General features: G+C 69.4%; 15 protein-coding genes and 1 pseudogene. 14 read left to right on the top strand and 2 right to left on the bottom strand.

All coding sequences use genetic code 11. The annotated features are described in order from the left end of the window. The 14 genes and pseudogenes from Q0C41_RS15385 to Q0C41_RS15320 form a co-directional block, all read left to right on the top strand. Positions 1 to 1,686: PLP-dependent transferase (locus Q0C41_RS15385; RefSeq protein ID WP_291984923.1), on the top strand; the 1,686-nt coding region annotated here is incomplete at its 5' end. Then, on the top strand, positions 1,683 to 1,856 hold the full coding sequence (locus tag Q0C41_RS15380; RefSeq protein ID WP_291984922.1) for a hypothetical protein: 174 nt from the start codon (positions 1,683 to 1,685) through the stop codon (positions 1,854 to 1,856). The genes Q0C41_RS15385 and Q0C41_RS15380, both read left to right, overlap by 4 nt. A gap of 15 nt (positions 1,857 to 1,871) precedes the next feature. Then, positions 1,872 to 2,423: a GNAT family protein gene (locus tag Q0C41_RS15375; protein ID WP_291984919.1), complete on the top strand. Its 552-nt coding sequence runs from the start codon at positions 1,872 to 1,874 to the stop codon at positions 2,421 to 2,423. 163 nt (positions 2,424 to 2,586) lie between these two features. Continuing rightward, positions 2,587 to 3,573 (top strand): annotated as a pseudogene (locus Q0C41_RS15365) (integron integrase). 255 nt (positions 3,574 to 3,828) lie between these two features. Further along, complete coding sequence (locus Q0C41_RS15360) at positions 3,829 to 4,050, top strand: addiction module protein (RefSeq protein ID WP_291984916.1); 222 nt, start codon at positions 3,829 to 3,831, stop codon at positions 4,048 to 4,050. A 2-nt stretch (positions 4,051 to 4,052) separates the two neighbouring features. After that, positions 4,053 to 4,346: a type II toxin-antitoxin system RelE/ParE family toxin gene (locus Q0C41_RS31435; RefSeq protein ID WP_367079223.1), complete on the top strand. Its 294-nt coding sequence runs from the start codon at positions 4,053 to 4,055 to the stop codon at positions 4,344 to 4,346. Positions 4,347 to 4,488: 142 nt separating this feature from the next. Beyond that, a complete protein-coding gene (locus tag Q0C41_RS15355; protein WP_291984914.1) occupies positions 4,489 to 4,806 on the top strand; it encodes a type II toxin-antitoxin system RelE/ParE family toxin in 318 nt (105 codons plus the stop codon). Next, complete coding sequence (nadS, locus tag Q0C41_RS15350) at positions 4,803 to 5,108, top strand: NadS family protein (protein ID WP_291984912.1); 306 nt, start codon at positions 4,803 to 4,805, stop codon at positions 5,106 to 5,108. Before Q0C41_RS15355 ends, nadS begins: the two co-directional genes overlap by 4 nt. Positions 5,109 to 5,190: 82 nt before the next feature. Continuing rightward, complete coding sequence (locus tag Q0C41_RS15345; RefSeq protein WP_291984910.1) at positions 5,191 to 5,724, top strand: acyl carrier protein; 534 nt, start codon at positions 5,191 to 5,193, stop codon at positions 5,722 to 5,724. Between the two features lie 261 nt (positions 5,725 to 5,985). After that, the gene (locus Q0C41_RS15340) at positions 5,986 to 6,912 is read left to right on the top strand and encodes an NAD(P)-binding domain-containing protein (RefSeq protein WP_291984908.1); all 927 of its coding nucleotides are present in this window, start codon (positions 5,986 to 5,988) and stop codon (positions 6,910 to 6,912) included. 416 nt (positions 6,913 to 7,328) lie between these two features. Continuing rightward, entirely contained in the window at positions 7,329 to 7,838 is a 510-nt protein-coding gene (locus Q0C41_RS15335; RefSeq protein WP_291984906.1) for a GNAT family N-acetyltransferase, read from the top strand. A gap of 807 nt (positions 7,839 to 8,645) precedes the next feature. Then, a complete protein-coding gene (locus Q0C41_RS15330) occupies positions 8,646 to 9,758 on the top strand; it encodes a tetratricopeptide repeat protein (protein WP_291984904.1) in 1,113 nt (370 codons plus the stop codon). A 136-nt stretch (positions 9,759 to 9,894) separates the two neighbouring features. Then, positions 9,895 to 10,530 carry a class I SAM-dependent methyltransferase gene (locus Q0C41_RS15325; protein WP_367079224.1) on the top strand — a complete coding sequence of 212 codons (636 nt, stop codon included), beginning with the start codon at positions 9,895 to 9,897 and terminating at the stop codon, positions 10,528 to 10,530. Between the two features lie 672 nt (positions 10,531 to 11,202). Then, entirely contained in the window at positions 11,203 to 12,963 is a 1,761-nt protein-coding gene (locus tag Q0C41_RS15320; protein ID WP_291984902.1) for a hypothetical protein, read from the top strand. A gap of 15 nt (positions 12,964 to 12,978) precedes the next feature. On the opposite strand, the gene Q0C41_RS15315 is transcribed toward Q0C41_RS15320, so the two are convergent. Then, on the bottom strand, positions 12,979 to 14,145 hold the full coding sequence (locus Q0C41_RS15315) for an erythromycin esterase family protein (RefSeq protein WP_291984900.1): 1,167 nt from the start codon (positions 14,143 to 14,145) through the stop codon (positions 12,979 to 12,981). A 33-nt stretch (positions 14,146 to 14,178) separates the two neighbouring features. Continuing rightward, positions 14,179 to 17,910: an amidohydrolase family protein gene (locus Q0C41_RS15310; RefSeq protein ID WP_291984898.1), complete on the bottom strand. Its 3,732-nt coding sequence runs from the start codon at positions 17,908 to 17,910 to the stop codon at positions 14,179 to 14,181. Between the last annotated feature and the right edge of the window lie 2 nt (positions 17,911 to 17,912).

The raw sequence follows: 17,912 nt of genomic DNA, 5'->3' as shown, positions 1-17,912 counted from the left end.
GAGAGCGGGCCCTACCCCTTCCTCTACCACCCCTTCCTCTACCACCCCTTCCTGTACCATCCCCCCATGCACGACTCCGCCGCACCGACTGGCTGGACCCGGCGACAGCTGTTTCGCACCGCCCGCGCGCTCGGGCTCGGCGCGCTCGTCCCTGGAGCCGCGGCCGCGGCGCAACCGGTCGCCCGCGGCGCCGCCGCGACCTCGCCGACCGGCGCCGACCTGTACACCGCGCTCGGCGTGCGGCCGATCATCAACGCGCGGGGCACGTTCACCATCATCGGGGGCTCGGTCGAACTTCCCGAGGTGCGCGCGGCCAAGGCCGCGGCCAACCAGCACTACGCCAACTTCGAGGAACTGATGGAGGCCGCGGGCAAGCGCCTCGCGGAACTCACCGGTGCCGAGTGGGGCATGGTGAGCTCGGGGTGCGCGGCGGCGATCTCGCACGCGACGGCGGCGTGCGTCGCCGGCGGCAATCCCGACCTGCACGTGCGGCTGCCCGATCTGACGGGTTTCGCGAAGACCGAAGTGATCATCCCCACGCACTCGCGCAACGTGTACGACGCCGCCGTGCGGGCCGTGGGCGTGACCATCGTCGAGGTCGACACGCCGGAGGCCCTGGCGCTGGCGATCGGGCCGAAGACGGCCATGATCTACTTCTTCACGACACCGCGCAACGAGACGGGGCCCATGTCGCTCGAGGCCATCGCGCGCATCGCGACGCCGCACGGCGTGCCGATCATGGTGGACGCCGCGGCGGAGATTCTCACCGTGCCCAACGTCCACCTGCAGCGCGGCGCGACGCTGGTGGGCTACAGCGGCGGCAAGATCCTGCGTGGGCCGCAGACCGCCGGACTGCTGCTCGGGCGCAAGGATCTCGTGCAGGCCGCCTGGATGCACAGCGCGCCGCACCACGGCTACGCGCGGGCGATGAAGGTGGGCCGCGAGGAGGTCGTCGGCATGCTCATCGCCGTCGAGCGCTGGGTGAAGGGCGACCGCGCCGCCGAGTGGGCCGAGTGGGTGCGGCAGGCCGAGGTCATTGCCGCGGCGGCATCGCGCGTGCCTGGCGTGACCGCGACCATTGCGCGTGAACCCTGGGAGGACCGATCCAACCGCAGCCCGCGGGTCACGCTCCGCTGGACCGCGTCGCAGGTCGGGCTCACTGGAGCGCAGGCAGTCGAGCTCCTGTACAACGAGGAGCCCCGCATCACCGTCGGCGGCGCCTCGGGTGCGCGAGACGGGCAGCCTGGTGACGCGGGCCTCACGCTCGCGACCTCCATGCTCCAGCCCGGCGACGAGACCGTCGTCGGTGAGCGGCTGCGTGCGGTCCTGTCGGCGAAGCGGACGCTCGTTGTGCCGCCACCCGCGGCCGCGCCGGCGGGCGATGTCGCGGGGCAGTGGCGTGTCGAGATCGCGTTCCTGGCGTCGCGCAGCACGCACGTGCTGCAGCTCCGCCAGCGCGGCGCCGTCATCGAGGGCTCGCACCAGGGCGATATCGAGACGCGCGAGCTGTCGGGGACCATGGATGGGGCGAAGGTCGCGTTCACGAGTCGCATCACCGAGCGGAGCGGGAACTCGCTCAACTACCGGTTCACGGGCGAGCTGTCCGGCGACACGCTGTCGGGCACGATCGACATGGGCGAGTATCGCAGCGCCACGTGGACGGCGCGCCGCGTCACCACGGCGTGAACGCTCGCGGCCGGCGGCGTCACGCCGGCCGCCGCAGGCACCTCGACGATGATCGTGGCGTCAGTGACCACGGGAGGGCAGGCATGAGTCAGGGGAACACGAAGTTCGGCGTCGGGATGGTGCTGGGGCTGGCCGTCGGGATGCTGCTCTATCGGCTCATCTTCGGCTGAGGGGCCCGGCGCGGAATGGCTGCGGCAGCGGCGTACGTCGTCCGGCAGTTTCGGCCGGAGGACGCGGCATCCTTGCTGTCGGCGGTGCGCGCGTCGCTTCCGGCGCTGGCGCGCGAGATGCCATGGTGCCAGGAAGACTACGCGCTTGCCGACGCGGCCGCGTGGATCTCGTTCGCGCAGGCCGCGTGGTCCAGCGGTGCCGAGTTCCCGCTCGGCATCTTCGAGGGTGCGTCGGGCGCAGTCGTCGGCGGCACCGGCATCAATCAGATCCACGCGGTCCATCGCACGGGCAACATCGGCTACTGGGTCAGTGCCCCGCACAGGGGACGGGGCGTCGCCACGCTCGCCGCCCGGCAGGCGGCGCGACTCGGCTTCGGTGAACTTGGCCTCACGCGGCTCGAGATCGTCGTGCTCCCCGGGAATGTCGCCAGCCAACGGGTGGCGGAAGCGCTGGGCGCCACGCTGGAGTGCACGGCGAGGAATCGTCTGCACGTGCGTGGCCAGCCCCATGACGCCCTGGTGTACTCGCTGACGCCGGAGGACGCTCGACGCTGGCGTCCCGAGTGACGCCTCGCTGTGCGTGATCGGTCGGCGCGCGAGCGTTGCGAAACGCGCCACCCGCTAGCGTCGCTGGCTGTGCGGATTCTGCACAGGTCCGCGTGTGCGGCTGCCGATGCCTGTGGGTGCTGGCGACGTCTGGGATGGCACGCCTCTCGCCGCGTCGCCCTGCATGACTGGTGGCCAGCCGGGTCGGCGGCGCACGTTGGGGGAGGTCGTCCGCGCGGCGCTCAGGGCGGGGCACTACTCGCCGCGCACGGAGGAGGCGTATGTCGGGTGGATCCGGCGCTTCGTCCGCTTCCATGGCCACCGGCATCCGAGGACACTGGGCGAGCCCGAGGTGACGGCCTTCCTGTCCTCGCTGGCCGTGCATGGGAGGGTGGCCGCATCGACGCAGAACCAGGCGCTCAGCGCGCTGCTCTTCCTCTACACCCGTGTCCTGGGCCTCGAGTTCGATTGGTGACATGGCCTGGTCCGGCATGCGCGCCGTCCGGCGCGCATGCCGGTCGTGCTGACGCGCGACGAGGTCCGCGGACTGCTGGCGCAGCTTCAAGGCAGGGAGTGGCTCGTCGCATCGCTGCTCTACGGCGGCGGCCTTCGACTGTTGGAGTGCCTCACGCTCCGGATCAAGGATGTCGACCTCGCGAGCCGCGAGGTGCGGGTGCGCGACGGCAAGGGGCGGAAGGACCGCGTGACCGTCGTGCCGACCCGGCTGGTGCCTGCGCTGACGGCTTGCCTTCAGGAGAGTCGGAGACTGCACGGCCGTGACCTCGAGGCCGGTGCCGGTTGGGTGGCTCTGCCGGATGCGCTTGATCGGAAGTACCCACGCGCGGGTCGTGAGCTCGCGTGGCAGTGGGTGTTCCCGGCCACGCGCACGTACCTCGATGGCCACACAGGGCAGCGTCGTCGGCATCATCTGCACGAGACCGTGGTGCAGCGGGCCGTCACGCAGGCGGTGGCGCGCGCCGGCATCGCGAAGGCGGCGAGTTGCCACACGCTCCGGCACTCGTTCGCCACACACCTGCTCCAGTCCGGCTACGACATCCGGACGATCCAGGAGCTGCTCGGCCACCGTGACGTCAGCACGACGATGATCTACACGCACGTGCTGAACGCTGGGGGCCGGGGCGTGAGGAGTCCGCTTGACGACCTTCTGTGAGGCGTGCAGCATATCCGCATACGCCGACCAGCCTATCGACGAATGTGGTCCGTCGTCGTCGCCTGGCTAGTCCTTGCCTCTAGGGGACTTGGCAGGTCCTGCCGCTGACGAGCGGCAACGAATAGGCTGCGAACGCGGCAGACATGCTGCGGGTTACTACACGTTAGACCGGTCAGCGAACAGCGGCCAAGCCCACCGAGCGGCTCCCGGCGCCGACCGATTGCAGGCTGTCAACCATCGTGCGACGATCGCCGCATGCCTTCGAATCCGTTGACCGAGCTCTTGAAGCTTCCACCCGGGGACCGGGCTGTCTTGGCCATGTCCCTGTGGGAGAGCCTCAACGACGACGAACGGGACGAACAGCTCGAATTGAGCGAGGCCGACCGGGCCGAACTCGACCGGCGTTGGGCCGAACACCTCAACGATCCCGCTAGCGGCGTACCGTGGTCGGTGGTTCGTTCCAAGCTTCGCGGCTGAGCATGCCACTCCAGGTCGTCTTCCGGCCACAAGCCGCTGCGGAGGCGGTCGAGGTTCAAGAGTGGTACGAAACGCGGAGTTCGGGCCTCGGCGACCAGTTCGGTGAAGCCCTCGAGGAACTCGTGGAGCGGATCGCCAACCTTCCCGCAGCGTTTCCTCGCGTGCATGGCGCGACGCAGCGAGCCGTGTTGCGTAGGTTTCCCTACGCGGTTTACTTTCGCGTGGCTTCTGGTTCGGTTGTCGTGCTGTCGATTCACGGTCGGCAACATCCGTCTCGTTGGCAACGCCGCAGGTAGGGTGGGTGCCAGACGGTCTAACCGCCGCTTGCAGCCGACGGCGCCTGGCGCGATCATGAGGCGCCGCGGCTGAAGCGGAGCACGTTAGGCAGGCACATCTCGCGTGGCCATCGGCCATGCGCCATTGGCGTATACTCACTCCATGCGGTTCGTCGAGACGCCGATCTTCACCAAGGTCATCGGCGCCTACCTCGACGATGAGGACTACCGCTCGCTGCAGTCATCCTTGATGCTGCGCCCCGAGCAAGGGCCGGTCGTGAAGGGCTCGGGAGGTGTGCGTAAAGTGCGTTGGGGGCGGACCGGTGCTGGGAAGCGCGGCAGCTTGCGCGTGCTGTACTACTGGGCGCCCCGGCCATCGGTGGTCTACTTGTTGTACGCCTACGCGAAGAACGACCAGGGCGATCTCACGCCGGGGCAGGTGCGCGCACTCGCCGCGCTCGTTCGGGAGGAGTTCAAGTGAAGGAGGCGGCATTCCAGGAACTCCTGGCAAGCGTTCGCCAGGCGGGACGGATTCGGCGGGGCACGCTGAAGGCGGCTCGGACGACGGTGTTCCGCCCTGCGGACGTCAAGGCGGTCCGGGCCAAACTCGGCACATCGCAATCGGAGTTCGCGGTGATGATCGGCGTGAGTGTCGCCACGCTTCGGAACTGGGAGCAGGGGCGGCGCATGCCTGAGGGGCCGGCGCTTGCACTGCTCCGAGTGGCGGCCAAGCATCCCGACGTTGTCATCGATGCATTGCACGGCAGACGCGGGGCTGCCTAACCGCCGCTTGCAGCCGACGGCGCCCGGCGCGATGATGAGGCGCCGCGGCTGAAGCGGAGCACGTTAGACAGGCACTCAAGACATGGGACTGGACCTGGTCGAGTTCGTGATTGCGACGGAGGAAGCCTTTGGTCTTGCCATTCCCGACTCCGAAGCGGAAGGCCTGACAACGCCAGGCCGCCTGGTGCAGTACCTTGAGGCTCGCCTGCCGTCGGGACCCTCGCCCTGCCTGGAGCAGCGCGCATTCTATCTGGTGAGACGCTCCGCCATGACGGTGCTGGCGCACCCTCGCCAGGCGTTCCGCCCCGAGACAACATGGCTCACGTTGCTGCCGAAGACAGGGAGAGCAACGGCATGGCGCGACCTCGGGACCACCCTCAACGTGTCGGCGTGGCCTCGTCTTTGGCCATGGCAATCCGCACCGACCGGCCAAGGGACGGTCGGCGACACCGCGCGGCGAGTGGCGACGCTTCATGCGGCGAAGTTGCTGCGCACGGGCGAGGGCTGGTCGCGGCCGAAGATCGAGGCGGTGGTCATGGGCCTGCTCCGTCACCAGTTGGGCATAGAACGTTTCGGGTGGAACGATCGGTTTGTGGACGAACTGCGGATCGACTAAGCGGCTGTCTAACGGGCGGCTGAAGCCGACGCCCTCCGGCGCGCTGGCGCGCGCCTCCGGGTGCCCGCGTGGCGGTGCTATCGTGGCGCCACGCGGCGCGGCTTAGCCGAACCACGTTAGGCAGGCACGTTAGGCAGACAACAACGTGTCGGAAGCGTGAACACTGATGGCGTGTCCCTCTCAAGGCGGGCGGCCTCGCGCGATGCGGGGCCGTCACCCCGGCGGAAGCCAGGATCCCAAACACCAATAGACTCGACTCAAGTGCCCACACGACTCCGCACGCATCAGCTGCGCCACGTCCGCCACCTCGTTTTTGGCGCACTGGCGGTCGCGTCAGCCTGCGGATCCCCTCCTGCCGCGAAGGCTCCCGCCGAGAACCCTCCTGCGCCCGCAGCGGAGAAGGGGGCCGTCGCGATCATCGGCACGGGCACTCTCGCCGGCGCCCTTGGACCGGCATTGGGTACCCAGGGGTATCGCGTGATCTACGGCAGTCGTGGTCCCGGTCGTGACGCGGTACGCGCCCTGGTGCAGCGATCCGGGCCTCACGCGTCGGTGGTCAGTCCGCCCGACGCTGCGGCGCAGGCACCAGTGGTCGTCCTCGCGGTCCCCGGTGAAGTGGTCGTTGACGTCGCGGGCACCTTGGGTGACCTGAGCGGCAAGGTCGTCATCGATGTCAGCGGTGGCGAGAAGAAGGTGGCGCCGGATGGCTACCAGGAACTCACATCCGACAGCGCGCGAGCGGAGCAGATTCAGTCCCGGCACCCGACCATGCGCGTGGTCAGGATCAACTTGCCGAACATCGTCTACTTCATGGACCCGCTGCTCACGAAGACGCGCGCCACGGTGTTCGTCGCGGGTAACGATCCAAAGGCGCGAGAGACGGTGGCCAACATCATCTTCGACCTCGGAGTCGATCCCTGGGACGCCGGGCCCCTGCGTTTCGCGCGTCTGTTCGACGCGTTCAATACACTGGCAAGTATCCCTGGACAGCAGCGGCGTGCGGAGGGCTACCAGGTGGTGATGATGCCAACCGTGCCCTTCTCCTGTTTCTTCGACATGGTGCAATACTTCAAGTTCGGGGAGCCCGTTGAGCTGAAGCAGCTTCCGAAGTTTCCGCGGCGCGAGCCGGCGCCGAGCTGCGAGGAGTGGCAGCGCCGCCTTCCGCCGATGGGGCCACCACCTCAGTGACGATGAACAGCGTCTCCGTCGAACGCGGGGACAACCTGTGCCTGCGTCGCACGGTGTGGATCACGGGATTGCAGGCGGGCGACCCTGCCCACGGCGAGTTCGCGCCCGGCGGTCAGCGGGCGAATGGCGGCGGTCACCGTGCGGGAGGCGACGCAGCGGCCAGGCCACGCGTCAGACACTCATGCCTCGGGCTGTTTCGACTCCTCTGGGGTATGTCGTGGCTGCCTAACCACCGCTTGCAGCCGACCGCGCCAAGCGCGATCATGAGGCGCCGCGGCTGAAGCGGCCCACGTTAGGCGGCTCACGCCTGCGAGTGACCACCCGTTGCCAATGTGGGGTGCAGCTCCCAGGCAGGCGCTCCAGCAGCGCGCGGCGCTCCGGCTTCTCGCTCGTCCTTCTGTCTCGCGTCCGTCCTGATGTCCGACATCGTCTTCCGCCGACTCTCCGAGGTGGACCCGGCCTCCCTCATCGCGCTCATGAACGACCCGCTGGTGCGCCGGCACATGCCCCTGGCGCGCGGGACGTTCGGGCCCGAGGAGTGCGCCCGCTTCGTCGCGGCCAAGGAACGCCTCTGGGAGGCGCACGGCTATGGCCCGTGCGCTTTCGTCATCGACGGCGAAGTCGCCGGGTGGGGCGGGCTCCAGCCCGAGGATGGCGACGTGGACCTCGGCATCGTGCTGCACCCCTCGCACTGGGGCGCCGGACGAGCGATCCTGGCGCGGTTGCTGCGCGACGCCTTCGAGGGGCTCGGCGCGTCGTCAGTCATCATCCTGTTGCCACCCAGTCGCGTCCGCACGAGCGGCGTGCGGCGCGCGGGGTTCGTTCCCGATGGAGAGCTCACCGTGGCTGGTGAGCGCTTCCTGCGGTTTCGACGCTGGGCGTCAGAAGCCCAGAGGTTGTGGGCCGAGGGAGCGCGCACACCGTAGCGGACCGACCCCGCCGTCTCACGTGGCGATGCGGCTGACGCCAGGGTGTGCCTCGGCTGGGCCTCGGCAGTGATGTCTCGCCCACGCAGCTGAACGGAGGCGTTGGTTAGATCGCACACAGGGATTGCGTCAAATGAACACCGTTGAAGATCCCGAGGCTGTTCGACGATCGGATTGGCGCAGGGCAGTCGCTTGGGCTGTGCGGAGCCGCAGCAATTCCGCGTTCGTGATCATCCTGTCGGTGTCTGCCGGCGTGTGCAGCGCCCTCGGGTTGCTGCGTTGGAAAGATCCGTGTGCACGGTGGTCGTTTGCTGCAGTCTGCTGGCTTCTTGCGTGCATTGTTGCCGGACAGGCGCTTTGGCGAGGCACAGTGTCAGGGTCCGACGAGACCCGGAACGGCGGTGCGATGTAACAATGCGTTGCAGCCGACGGTTCTGGCGCTGCGCCCTCGGTCCGCGACTGTAGCCGAGGACGCTAGACCGATCGTCGGTCAATGTCGCCGCAGCGAGCGGTGTTGGCGGCTTTTCGCAAGACAGGGTGGAGAGAGGAAGGAACATGTCCTGGTGGCGTAGACTGATCGGCCAAGACACCGGCGACGTCGATCCTCACGGGCCCATTCGATTCGACACCGGCGGATGGACGCCACACCGCCGTGCAAGTGGCGCGCGGGAATGGACCGACGCGCTCGGCAATGTCCTGCGCCTGGAGATCGAACCGGACCCTGCACCGTACCTGACGGCCGCGACGGATCTGTCGGCGCTTCGCGAATGGTGCCGACGAAACGCCGCTCAGCGACAGGGCGGGATCGTGTCTGTCGATGTGGTGGAGGTCCGTGGCCGTCACGGGCTTCAGATCATCGACAAGTTCGAGCGTCAGCCCTCCTACGACTACGAAGGCACCCTCATCGTCCCTCTGCGCGCCGGGCACTGCCGATTCGTCGTGCGTGCCTCCGAGCACGGCATGACCGGCATGCGAGAAGCGGTGATCACGAGCCATCTCGTGTCATCGGGGGAGCTCGAAATCGCCAACATGCTCACCCCCGGCGACGCCAGGGACGGGGTGCCGATTCCCGGCTGGTTCTCGGATCCGTACGACCCTACCTACGAGGGGCGAACGCTCCGTTCGCTTGCTGACGATCCGCGCGTCGATGGACTCTTTCCCGATCACCCGCTGTCTCAGGTCCGAATGGCGCTGGCCAAGCTGCGCGACTCCATCGAGTTCGACGATGTCGGTGAGGCGGAGTGTGGCCCGACGCTGACGTTCGCGTCGGCCGGAGAGGATGGCCGATCCGGCCACGAGATGTCCCCTCTGGCTGTCGGCACGCTCCTCCTCCAGGCGGGCCGCGTCGTGGACGCGCAGACGATACTGGAGGAATCCTTGAAGGGCCACGTCGCGAACGCAGGTGGTGACCCCACGCGCGTCGCCATGGAGTGGCAGGTCCTTGGCCTGGCACACGAGGCGCAGGCGCACCTTGACGAGGCGGAGGCCGCCTTCCAGGCGTCCGCCAGGGGATTCGCGGCCTCGCTCGGCCAGCGACATCTCCGCACCGCGCAAGCCATCAACAATCGTGCGCGCATGCTCATCACTCGCAAGGATGCCGACGCGGCCGAACCGCTGTTTCGATTCAGCCTCGAGGTGTTCGAGTCAGGATCGTCCGAGACGAGCGATGCCGCGGTGGCATTGAACGGCCTGGGCCTCGTCCACATCGTCCGCGAGCAGTACCGAGAGGCCGTCGACTGCTTCGAACGCGCGGTAGACATCTTCGAGCGGGTACACGGGCCGGCCTTTCCGGACACCGCCACAGCGTTGCGCAACATGGCCCTGGCGTGGAAACGGTTGGGAGACCTGGAACGCACGGCTGATGCGTGGCACCGCGCCGAGGATGTGGAGAGCGCGTCACGACGGCAGCGCCCGGCGTGATCATGTGGGGCTGCGGCTGAGAGCGGAGCACGCCAGACAGTTTCGTTCGACGGAGGTTGGTGCGTTGGACCGATACGACCCCGAAGCCGTCAAGAGGCTGTTTGACGACATGGCCGCTACTTGCGGTTGAACCAACCTGATCTCGTCGTTCGGCTTCACGGTGAGGTGGCGGAATCAGGTGGTTGCCGACCTGCCGCTGAGCAGTACCACTGTCGTGGTGGACTTGATGTCCGGCATGGGTGAGCTCTGGCGCTCGCTGGCGCCGCAGCTCTCCAGCACGGCGCGCCTCATCGGCATCGACTTCTCGGAAGAGATGACGCAACGAGCCCCGCGCGACTGGCCCTTCGAGCTCGAGGTGCGCGTCGCCGATGTGCTCGACGGAGGGGCGTCGTCTCCTCCGCTTGCCGACGTCGTCGTCTCGTCGTTCGGCCTGAAGACGTTCGATCGAGACCAGCAGACGCTCCTCGCGACACGGGTCGCCGAGACCCTCAGACCAGGCGGCGCCTTTTCGTTCATCGAGATGTCCGTGCCTCGGTCGGGCCTCTTGCGGGCGATCGACATGGCCTACATCAAGGGCGTCATTCCTCTGGTCGGGCGAGTCCTCCTCGGCAACCCGGAGTGCTACCGCATGCTGGGCATCGACACCGAAGCCTTTGGCGACGCGACGCACGTCGCCGAATGCCTTCGACGGGCCGATCTCAGAGCGACGTACTCCTCGTACTTCTTCGGCTGCGCCACGGGCGTGAAGGGCATCAAGCCCGTCACTGTGTAGCCTCCGCATGAACCGGACGGCAGCGAGCGTCTGTGAGATCATCCGGGAATGCGAGCGCCGCGGGTTGTGCGGAGCACGCTAGACGGTCGACTGGCCGTGCCTCCGCCCTGCGGGCTGGCCACGCGTGGCGGAGCAACCCGCCGGGCGCCACGCGGCAGCGCGCGCCTGGTGGCAGAGCAGCGACGCCGCGTTGGCGCGGACGAAGCCGTTCCTCGCGGTCGGGATGGCGATGCTCTGGGCCTTCGTGAGCGCAGACGCCTACCAGCGCATTCTCGCCGAGCGGGCCATGCGGGGGCAGGGAGACAACGTCCTCGTGGAACTGACGAACGGGACGAATCGCTGCCTCCGTCCAGTGTGTCGCGCCGCGCGCGCAGTTGGCAGCGGCTCGATGCCAGTCCCCTCCCGCGCAGCGGGTCGGACTCGACGCGGGGGCGCTGAGTCGACGGCCCGCTCGCTTCGTCGACTGGGTGGGCTCGTGCCAGCGACGGTCTCACGCTGGCCGGGAGAGGGCGGCGATCGAACTCGCCGCATCATTGGCCGGAGAGCGGCATAATTCGTGTCGTGGGTGGCGGAAACGCGGTCACCCTCAGTCAGCTCCAGAAGCGCTTCGCCCAGTGACGTCCCGGCCGTCCCGCAGGTCGGCCCATCACACCTGCGGACGTGGAGTGCATCATGACCGCCCTCGACCTCGTGCTGCCGACGCCACGCAAGCTCGAACTGACCGGTGTCGAGCTGGCACTGCCCGAGGAGGAGGCCTGGGCGCTGGTGCGCCACGGGGATCTCGCGCGCTCCAGACTGGTGAAGGCGCTCTTTGCCATTCGGACATTCCCGTCGCGTCTCACGGGCACCGTGGACGAGGTCGAGTTGCGCATCGACGCCCTCGCCTCGTCGCCAGATCGTCCCGGCTTCCAGGTCCTTGTCGACCATCCGCGCGAGGTGGTCGTCGGTGCGATCGGGCAGGTCTGGCAGCTCGACATTCCGTTCGTCCACGTGGCGGACGCCGCCGCCTACGCCGCGTTTTCCGACGCAGGGTGGGTGAAGGTGGCGTGGGCGCTGCGCGTGTCACGCTGGGGGCCGAGCGGCAGTCGAGTCGAGATCGAGGTGCGCGTCGACGCGACCGACGATGCCTCATGGGAGCGCTTCCGTCGCTACTGGTTGGTGGTCGGGCCCGGGTCGCACCTGATCCGACGCACCCTGCTCGGCGCGCTCGTGCGTGCGCATGGACGGCCCGAGGACCGGGAGGACGAGCGGCCCTTGCCCGGTGACGCGCTCCTGCCGGACGCGGGTGGCCAGATCTCGCACGGTGTCACCATCGCCGCGCCACCGGAGCGTATCTGGCCGTGGCTCGTGCAGATGGGGGGCGGACGCGCCGGCTTCTACTCGCTCGATAGCCTCGACAACGCCGGCGTGCCCAGAGCGCGCGAGGTCCACCCCGAATTGCAGCACCTCGTGGTGGGGCAGGTCATCCCGGCGACACCCGACGGCGCCGACGGCTTCGAAGTGCTGGCGGTCGAGCCCAATCGCGCGCTCGTCCTCGGCGGCCTCTTCGACCCCGAGGCGAAGCGCCAGCTCCCCTTCGCGAGCGCCAGGCCCGAGCACTTCTGGCACGTGACGTGGGCCTTCTCGCTCGAGCCACTCGACGCCGGCCACACGCGCCTCACCGCCCGGGCGCGCGCGGCGTTCTCATCACACCTGAGGCTCCACGCCTCATGGATGATGCCGGCCCATCTGCTCATGGAAACCGTGCAACTGCACAACCTGAAGCGGCGCGCCGAGGGCCGTGCGCGGGACGGGTGGCGCGATGTCGCCGAAGGGATCGGCGGCGCGGCCATCGCGGCCGCGGCCCTGCTGACACCGTTTCTCCGGACAGGGCAGCGGCGCTGGGGCGTCGACGAGGCGACGGCGGCGCGATCCTATCCGGGCGATGCGCGTGTGCCTGCACCGAGTTCCTCGTGGACCCACGGCATCGAGATCGACGCGCCGGCCGCCGACGTGTGGCCCTGGATCGCGCAGATCGGCGCCGACAGGGGAGGCTTCTACAGTTACCAGTGGCTCGAGAATCTGGCGGGCTGCGACGTGCGCAACGCCGAGCGCGTGCACCCGGAATGGGAGGTGACGGTCGGTGACGGCCTACGGCTGCACCCCGAGATGCCGCCCCTCCCGGTGGTCGAGGTCGAGCGCGGCCGCTACTGGCTGGTCCATGGGGCGTCCGACCCGATCGCGAGGGCCGAGGGGAGGCCCTGGGTGGACACGACATGGCTCTTCTTCCTGGACCCGCTCGGTCCGAGCCGCTGCCGCTTCATCAGCCGCTACCGTACGGCGACCTCCGAGGATCTCGCCACCCGTCTCGCGTACGGCATGGCCATCGAGCCGATCGGCTTCGCGATGGATCGGCGGATGCTTCTCGGCGTGAAGGCGCGCGCCGAGCGCTGACCCAGGAGTCTCCGCTCACGGCCACGGATCGAACGTCGGCGCAACCTCCTCGCCGATGACCACGACCGCATCGAAGGCGTCTGCCCACGTGGCGGACCTGACGCCGCCGAGCAGGCGCGAGGGCACCTGGCCGAGGCCACGCAGCGCGCCGGCGTCGAGCAGCGCCCATGCTGTGTCACGCGTGGCGGTGGCTTCGAGCGACCCCGCGGGCATCGCGGCGAGCGGTCGGGCAGGGCGCCCCGCCATCGCCGTCGAGCCCGTCGCCGCCGTGAACCCGATGGACGCGACGCGGTCGCCCCAACGCTCGGCGGCCAGCGCACCGAGCGGCATCTCGGGCCACGTGCCGCGCTGCTTCGCGGCGTGCACCGTCGCCGTCCACACGACGACGCGGCTGTCGGCGGGGAGGCGGTCGAGATACCACTGCAGCGTGCGGAACATCGACGCGTCCCGCCCGGGCGTGCCGTCGGCGCGCTGGCGCGCCGCGTATCGGGCGAAGCTGTCGAGCATCGCGCGGTCCGACGCGTCGCTGGACGCACGTGTGGCGGCCCCGTCGGCGGCGGTCCTCGAACAGTCCTGCAACCGCTGCTTCGCGGCCTCGTCGAATGCGTGCGTCGCGTCGTACGTCCAGCGCAGGTGCCTGTCCACGACCTGGCGACACTCCGCGGCGCGCGCCTCCGGCAACGCCGAGGCCACCAGGTCGGGTAGCGTGGCGCGGGCGTAGCGCGAGGTGACGCTCACCTGGTCGTCGAGTCCGCCCAGCGTCAGCCGTCGGGCCGCCGCGGCCTCGAAGAGCGAGCGGCGCCATGGCGCCAGCTCGCGCGTCCACCAGAAGCGCCCGATGGCCTCGTCGACCTGCGCCGGCGTGGCGGTGCGCGCCTCGATCGCGCGCGCCAGGCCGACGAAGTCGTAGACGGGCGCCTCGAACAGCACCGCTGTGAATCCGCACGTCGCCACCAGGCGATCGACGATGCGCGACTTGACGTCGAAGGCATGCGCCTCGCCGTGACTGGGCAGTTCGCCCAGCATCACGACGCGCTTGTCGCACGTGGCCGCCACGAGGCGGTCGACGATGGCCTCGGGCGCGCGTCCCTGCGCGCGCGCCACCACGTTCGTGGCCACCAGCGCGAACCCCACCAGGCCGGCAAGGACCGCGACTGTTGTGCACCTGGTATGTCGACTCATCTCGGAGGTCCGACTCACGTCGGGCTGCAGTCGCTACTTCCTCCGGGGCTTCGCCGCTGCCGGTGCCGGTGGCGCCGTGGTGGCCGGCGCGGGTGGCTCCAGCTTCCACCACCACTGCGGTCCGAGCGGCTTCTGGCGCGGGTACGTCTCGTCGAGTGTGGCGGCGTCGTGAAGGCGCCCGTTCTTCATCACCTGCGCGATGCGCGTCGTGTTCCTGATGTCGTCGAGCGGATTGGCCTCGAGCACCAGCAGGTCGGCGAGCTTGCCGACCTCGAGCGACCCGAGGTCCTTGCCGAAGCCGATGGCCCTGGCGCCGTCGAGCGTCGCGGCGCGCAGCGCCGCGTGCGGCGTCAGGCCACCCGAGGCCATCATCCACAGTTCCCAGTGCACGCCCACGCCCTGCACCTCGCCATGGGACCCGAGGCCCACCTTGCCACCGCCGGCGACCCACTTGGCGAGCTGCTTCGCGTGCAGCGGGAACACGTACTGGTCCGCGCGGTGCCAGTCGGTGTTCCGCCAGCTGTCGAGTTCCTCGTGCGGCGTGAAGCGGCGCAGGCGGGCATCCGCGTCCAGGCTCGTCCCGTTGGTGAGGTAGTGCTGCCGGCCGATCGGGCCACCGTAGCTGACGATCAGCGTCGGCGTGTAGGTGATGCCACTGGCCGCGCCGAGCCCGACGACATCCGTGAAGAACGGGCTGATCGGCAGCGAGTGCTCGAGGCCGGCGTACCCGTCCTGCATCAGCGTGAGGTTCATCGTGAAGTTCGAGCCGCCCTCGGTCGTCGGCGTGAGCCCGAGCTCCTTCGCGGCCATGATCACCCACTGCCGCACCTTGCGGTCACCGACCAGGTACTGCTTGATCGTCTTCGTGTTGTAGTGATCCGAATACCGCCGCAGCGCATCCCGCGCGTCGTCCAGGCTCCGGATGTTGTCGCTGGAGAAGATGCCGGGGCCGGTCGAGTAGAGGCGCGGGCCGATCAACTGGCCTGTCTCCATCAGGTCCTGGTACGTCAGCGCATCCTCGGACGAGGTCTGGGGGTCGCGCTGCGTCGTGACGCCGAACGCGAGCTGGGCAAGGAACTGCGAGACCTGGTTGCGGTGCACACCCCACGCGACCCAGGTGTGGGCGTGGATGTCCACCAGGCCCGGCATGATCGTCTTGCCCGCGAGGTCGCGGACGACCGCGCCCGCGGGGATCGCCACCGTGCCGCGCGGCCCGATCGCCGTGATGCGGTTGTCGGTGATCACCACGTCGCCGCGCGCGATCACCTCGTCGCCCTTCATCGTGATGAGGCGCGCGTTGCGCAGCGCGATGACGCCTGTCGGCTTGTCCTTGTCGACGATGATCTCGACGTCGACGCGGTGCGGCTCGTACTCGAGCGTCGGGATCTTCGGCGGGGCCGCCGGCTTGTCGGCGGGCGTGGCTGGCGCCGGTGGTGCACCAGGCGCGGGTGCCGCGGCGGCCTGGGCGGCGGCGCGCTCGGCCTCGGTCTCGCCCTTGAGGCGGTTGGCCAGGTCGACCTCGGCCTGCATCGCGACGTCGTGCAGGAACACGCTGCGCCCGATGGAGAAGTACGCGCGCTGGCTGTCGGCAGTCCAGCCGACGAAGTCACCGCCGACCTTCGTGAGCCGCCACGTGGGGACCGACGAGGACGAGGCGGCCGACACCGTCGGCGCGTTGCCGGACACCGGCGGCACGGTGATCATGTAGACGTTCCGGTTGGCGCGGACGAGCGCGCGTGTGCCGTCGGGCGACAGGAGGACTTCGTCGGGCGTCGGCGGCGGTCCCGGGGGCGCGTCGGCCGGCCGCGGTGGCGCCGGCGCGGTGACCTTCACGACCGTGGTGATGTCGGTGCCGTCGTAGCGCATCGACAGGAGACCCTCCGCGCCCGCCCACACGTAGATGCGGTCGGGGTCGGGGCCCACATGCGGGGCCTCACGACCTTCCTGCGTCGAGCCGCCGCCAGCCCACGCGATGCGCGTGACAGCGCCGCCGTTGGCGGGCAGCCACACGTACTCGAGTTCGGCTGCGCCGCTGTGGTTGCCGAAGTCCTCGAGGGTGCGCAACCGGTGCATCTTCGAGCCGCGCACGCCGATGATGCGCGAGCCGTCCTTCGTGTGGGCGATCCGGTCGTAGAACGCCGTCGCCGAGGTGAGCCGCTCGGGCTGGCCGCTACCGTCGGCGCGCACGCGGCGGATGTGCCCGCCGTCCTCGTCGTTCCACGTGACGTACGCGATGAACTGCCCGTCGGGCGACCACACGGGTCCGTGCTCGACGTCGGTGCCGTCGGTCAGTCGGCGCGCGTTGCGAATCGTCGGGATCGGCGCCGGTGGTGCTTCCACCGCTGGCGCTGCTGCCGGAGCAGTCGCTGGCGGTGTTGCCGCGGCGGCCCCGTTGGCGGCCTCTCCCTCGGGCGTGGTCGACGGACCGCTCGGAGAGCGGTCCCTACCAGGGCCGTCGGCGTCCCCAGCCTTCTCCTTCTTGGTGCCGCGGCCCTGCGGCAGGTCGGCGATCCACAGCCGATCGAGTGCGGTGAAGACGACGCGCGTGCCGTCGGGTGACGGACGCGCACCGCGGATCTGCGACACGCGCAGCCTCTCATCGTCGATCGGGTAGTCGAAGGTGACCAGCGGGCCGATGCGCTGGTCCACCTTCGCGGTGAAGGGAATCTCGACGGCCTCGCCGCTCGGCACCGCGATGCGCCAGAGCTTGCCGTCGTAGCTGGTGATGAGGGCCGACGAGTCCGGCGTGAACGCGGAGTTCGGGTAGACGTCGCGGTCGCGGGCGCCGCCGCCCTGGCTGTCGTCGCGCTGCACGTCCATCCGGAGCCAGCGATCGTCGCCGGTCGACAGGTCGAGCAGCTTGAGCGCCTGGCGGGCGTCGTGACGCGTCGCGTAGACGAGCCATCTGCCGTCGGGACTCGGCACCGGGCGGAAGGCGCCCGGGTGTTCGTGCGTGCGGACGAGGAGGCGACCCGTCCTGCGATCGAGCTGCGCGATCTGGTACGGACCGACGATCCGGGGATTGCTGCGGAGCGTGTGCGGGTCGAAGTCGGCGCGCGACTCGTCCTCGTCGATCGACCGCGTCGGGAGCCCGGGACGGACGGGGCCGCGCACGTTCACCCACAGGGAGTCCGGATCCTTGCCGAAGGCCGGGCCGAGGATCGCCGGCGTGGCCGGGCCGGCTGGCCCCGGGCCTGGCGTGGCTGCCGCCGGGCGTGGGCCCGCACCGGTCATCTGCACGCCGCTGCCGCCCGCCTGGTTGTACATCCAGAGTTGCGCGCCCTTGGCGGCAATCACGTACTCGCCATCAGGGGTCCACGTCGGCGACATGTAGTTGTCGCGCTCGGTCGTGGTGATGGCGCGGGGCTTGCTGCCGTCGGCGTTGGCGATCCAGATGTTCTCCGAGCCGTTCCTGTCGCTGATGAACACCAGGTGCTTGCCGTCGGGCGACCAGGCGGGTTGCATGTCGTACGCCTGTCCGCTGGTGATGCGCGTGGCCTGGCCGCCGGTGATCGGCAGCGTGTAGAGGTCGCCGAGCAACTCGAAGACGATCGTCGTGCCGTCGGGCGAGAGGTCGAGCGACAGCCAGGTGGCCTCCGAGGTCGTGAACGAGACCGTCCGCTCGGTGATGAGCGGCAGTCCCTTGTGCTTGACGGCGTCGGCGGCGGCCTTGTCGTTCTGCGCGCGTGTTTGCGCGTGGGGAGTCGTCGAGAGGAGCGCGAGGCCGAGGATCAGGGCGAGCAGGCGGTCAGCGGATGTGGGCATGG

This window comes from Luteitalea sp., from assembly GCF_022842525.1.
Lineage (GTDB): Bacteria > Acidobacteriota > Vicinamibacteria > Vicinamibacterales > Vicinamibacteraceae > Luteitalea.
This window is presented reverse-complemented; position numbering and strand designations above follow the sequence as displayed.

What these genes read in the sequence shown, in the direction of transcription:
- Q0C41_RS15315 (WP_291984900.1), bottom strand. Translation starts at nt 14,145, where the DNA reads ATGAGTCGACATACCAGGTGCACAACAGTCGCGGTCCTTGCCGGCCTG.
- Q0C41_RS31435 (WP_367079223.1), top strand. Translation starts at nt 4,053, where the DNA reads ATGCCACTCCAGGTCGTCTTCCGGCCACAAGCCGCTGCGGAGGCGGTC.
- Q0C41_RS15345 (WP_291984910.1), top strand. Translation starts at nt 5,191, where the DNA reads ATGGGACTGGACCTGGTCGAGTTCGTGATTGCGACGGAGGAAGCCTTT.
- Q0C41_RS15355 (WP_291984914.1), top strand. Translation starts at nt 4,489, where the DNA reads ATGCGGTTCGTCGAGACGCCGATCTTCACCAAGGTCATCGGCGCCTAC.
- Q0C41_RS15310 (WP_291984898.1), bottom strand. Translation starts at nt 17,910, where the DNA reads ATGCCCACATCCGCTGACCGCCTGCTCGCCCTGATCCTCGGCCTCGCG.
- Q0C41_RS15335 (WP_291984906.1), top strand. Translation starts at nt 7,329, where the DNA reads ATGTCCGACATCGTCTTCCGCCGACTCTCCGAGGTGGACCCGGCCTCC.
- Q0C41_RS15360 (WP_291984916.1), top strand. Translation starts at nt 3,829, where the DNA reads ATGCCTTCGAATCCGTTGACCGAGCTCTTGAAGCTTCCACCCGGGGAC.
- Q0C41_RS15320 (WP_291984902.1), top strand. Translation starts at nt 11,203, where the DNA reads ATGACCGCCCTCGACCTCGTGCTGCCGACGCCACGCAAGCTCGAACTG.
- Q0C41_RS15375 (WP_291984919.1), top strand. Translation starts at nt 1,872, where the DNA reads ATGGCTGCGGCAGCGGCGTACGTCGTCCGGCAGTTTCGGCCGGAGGAC.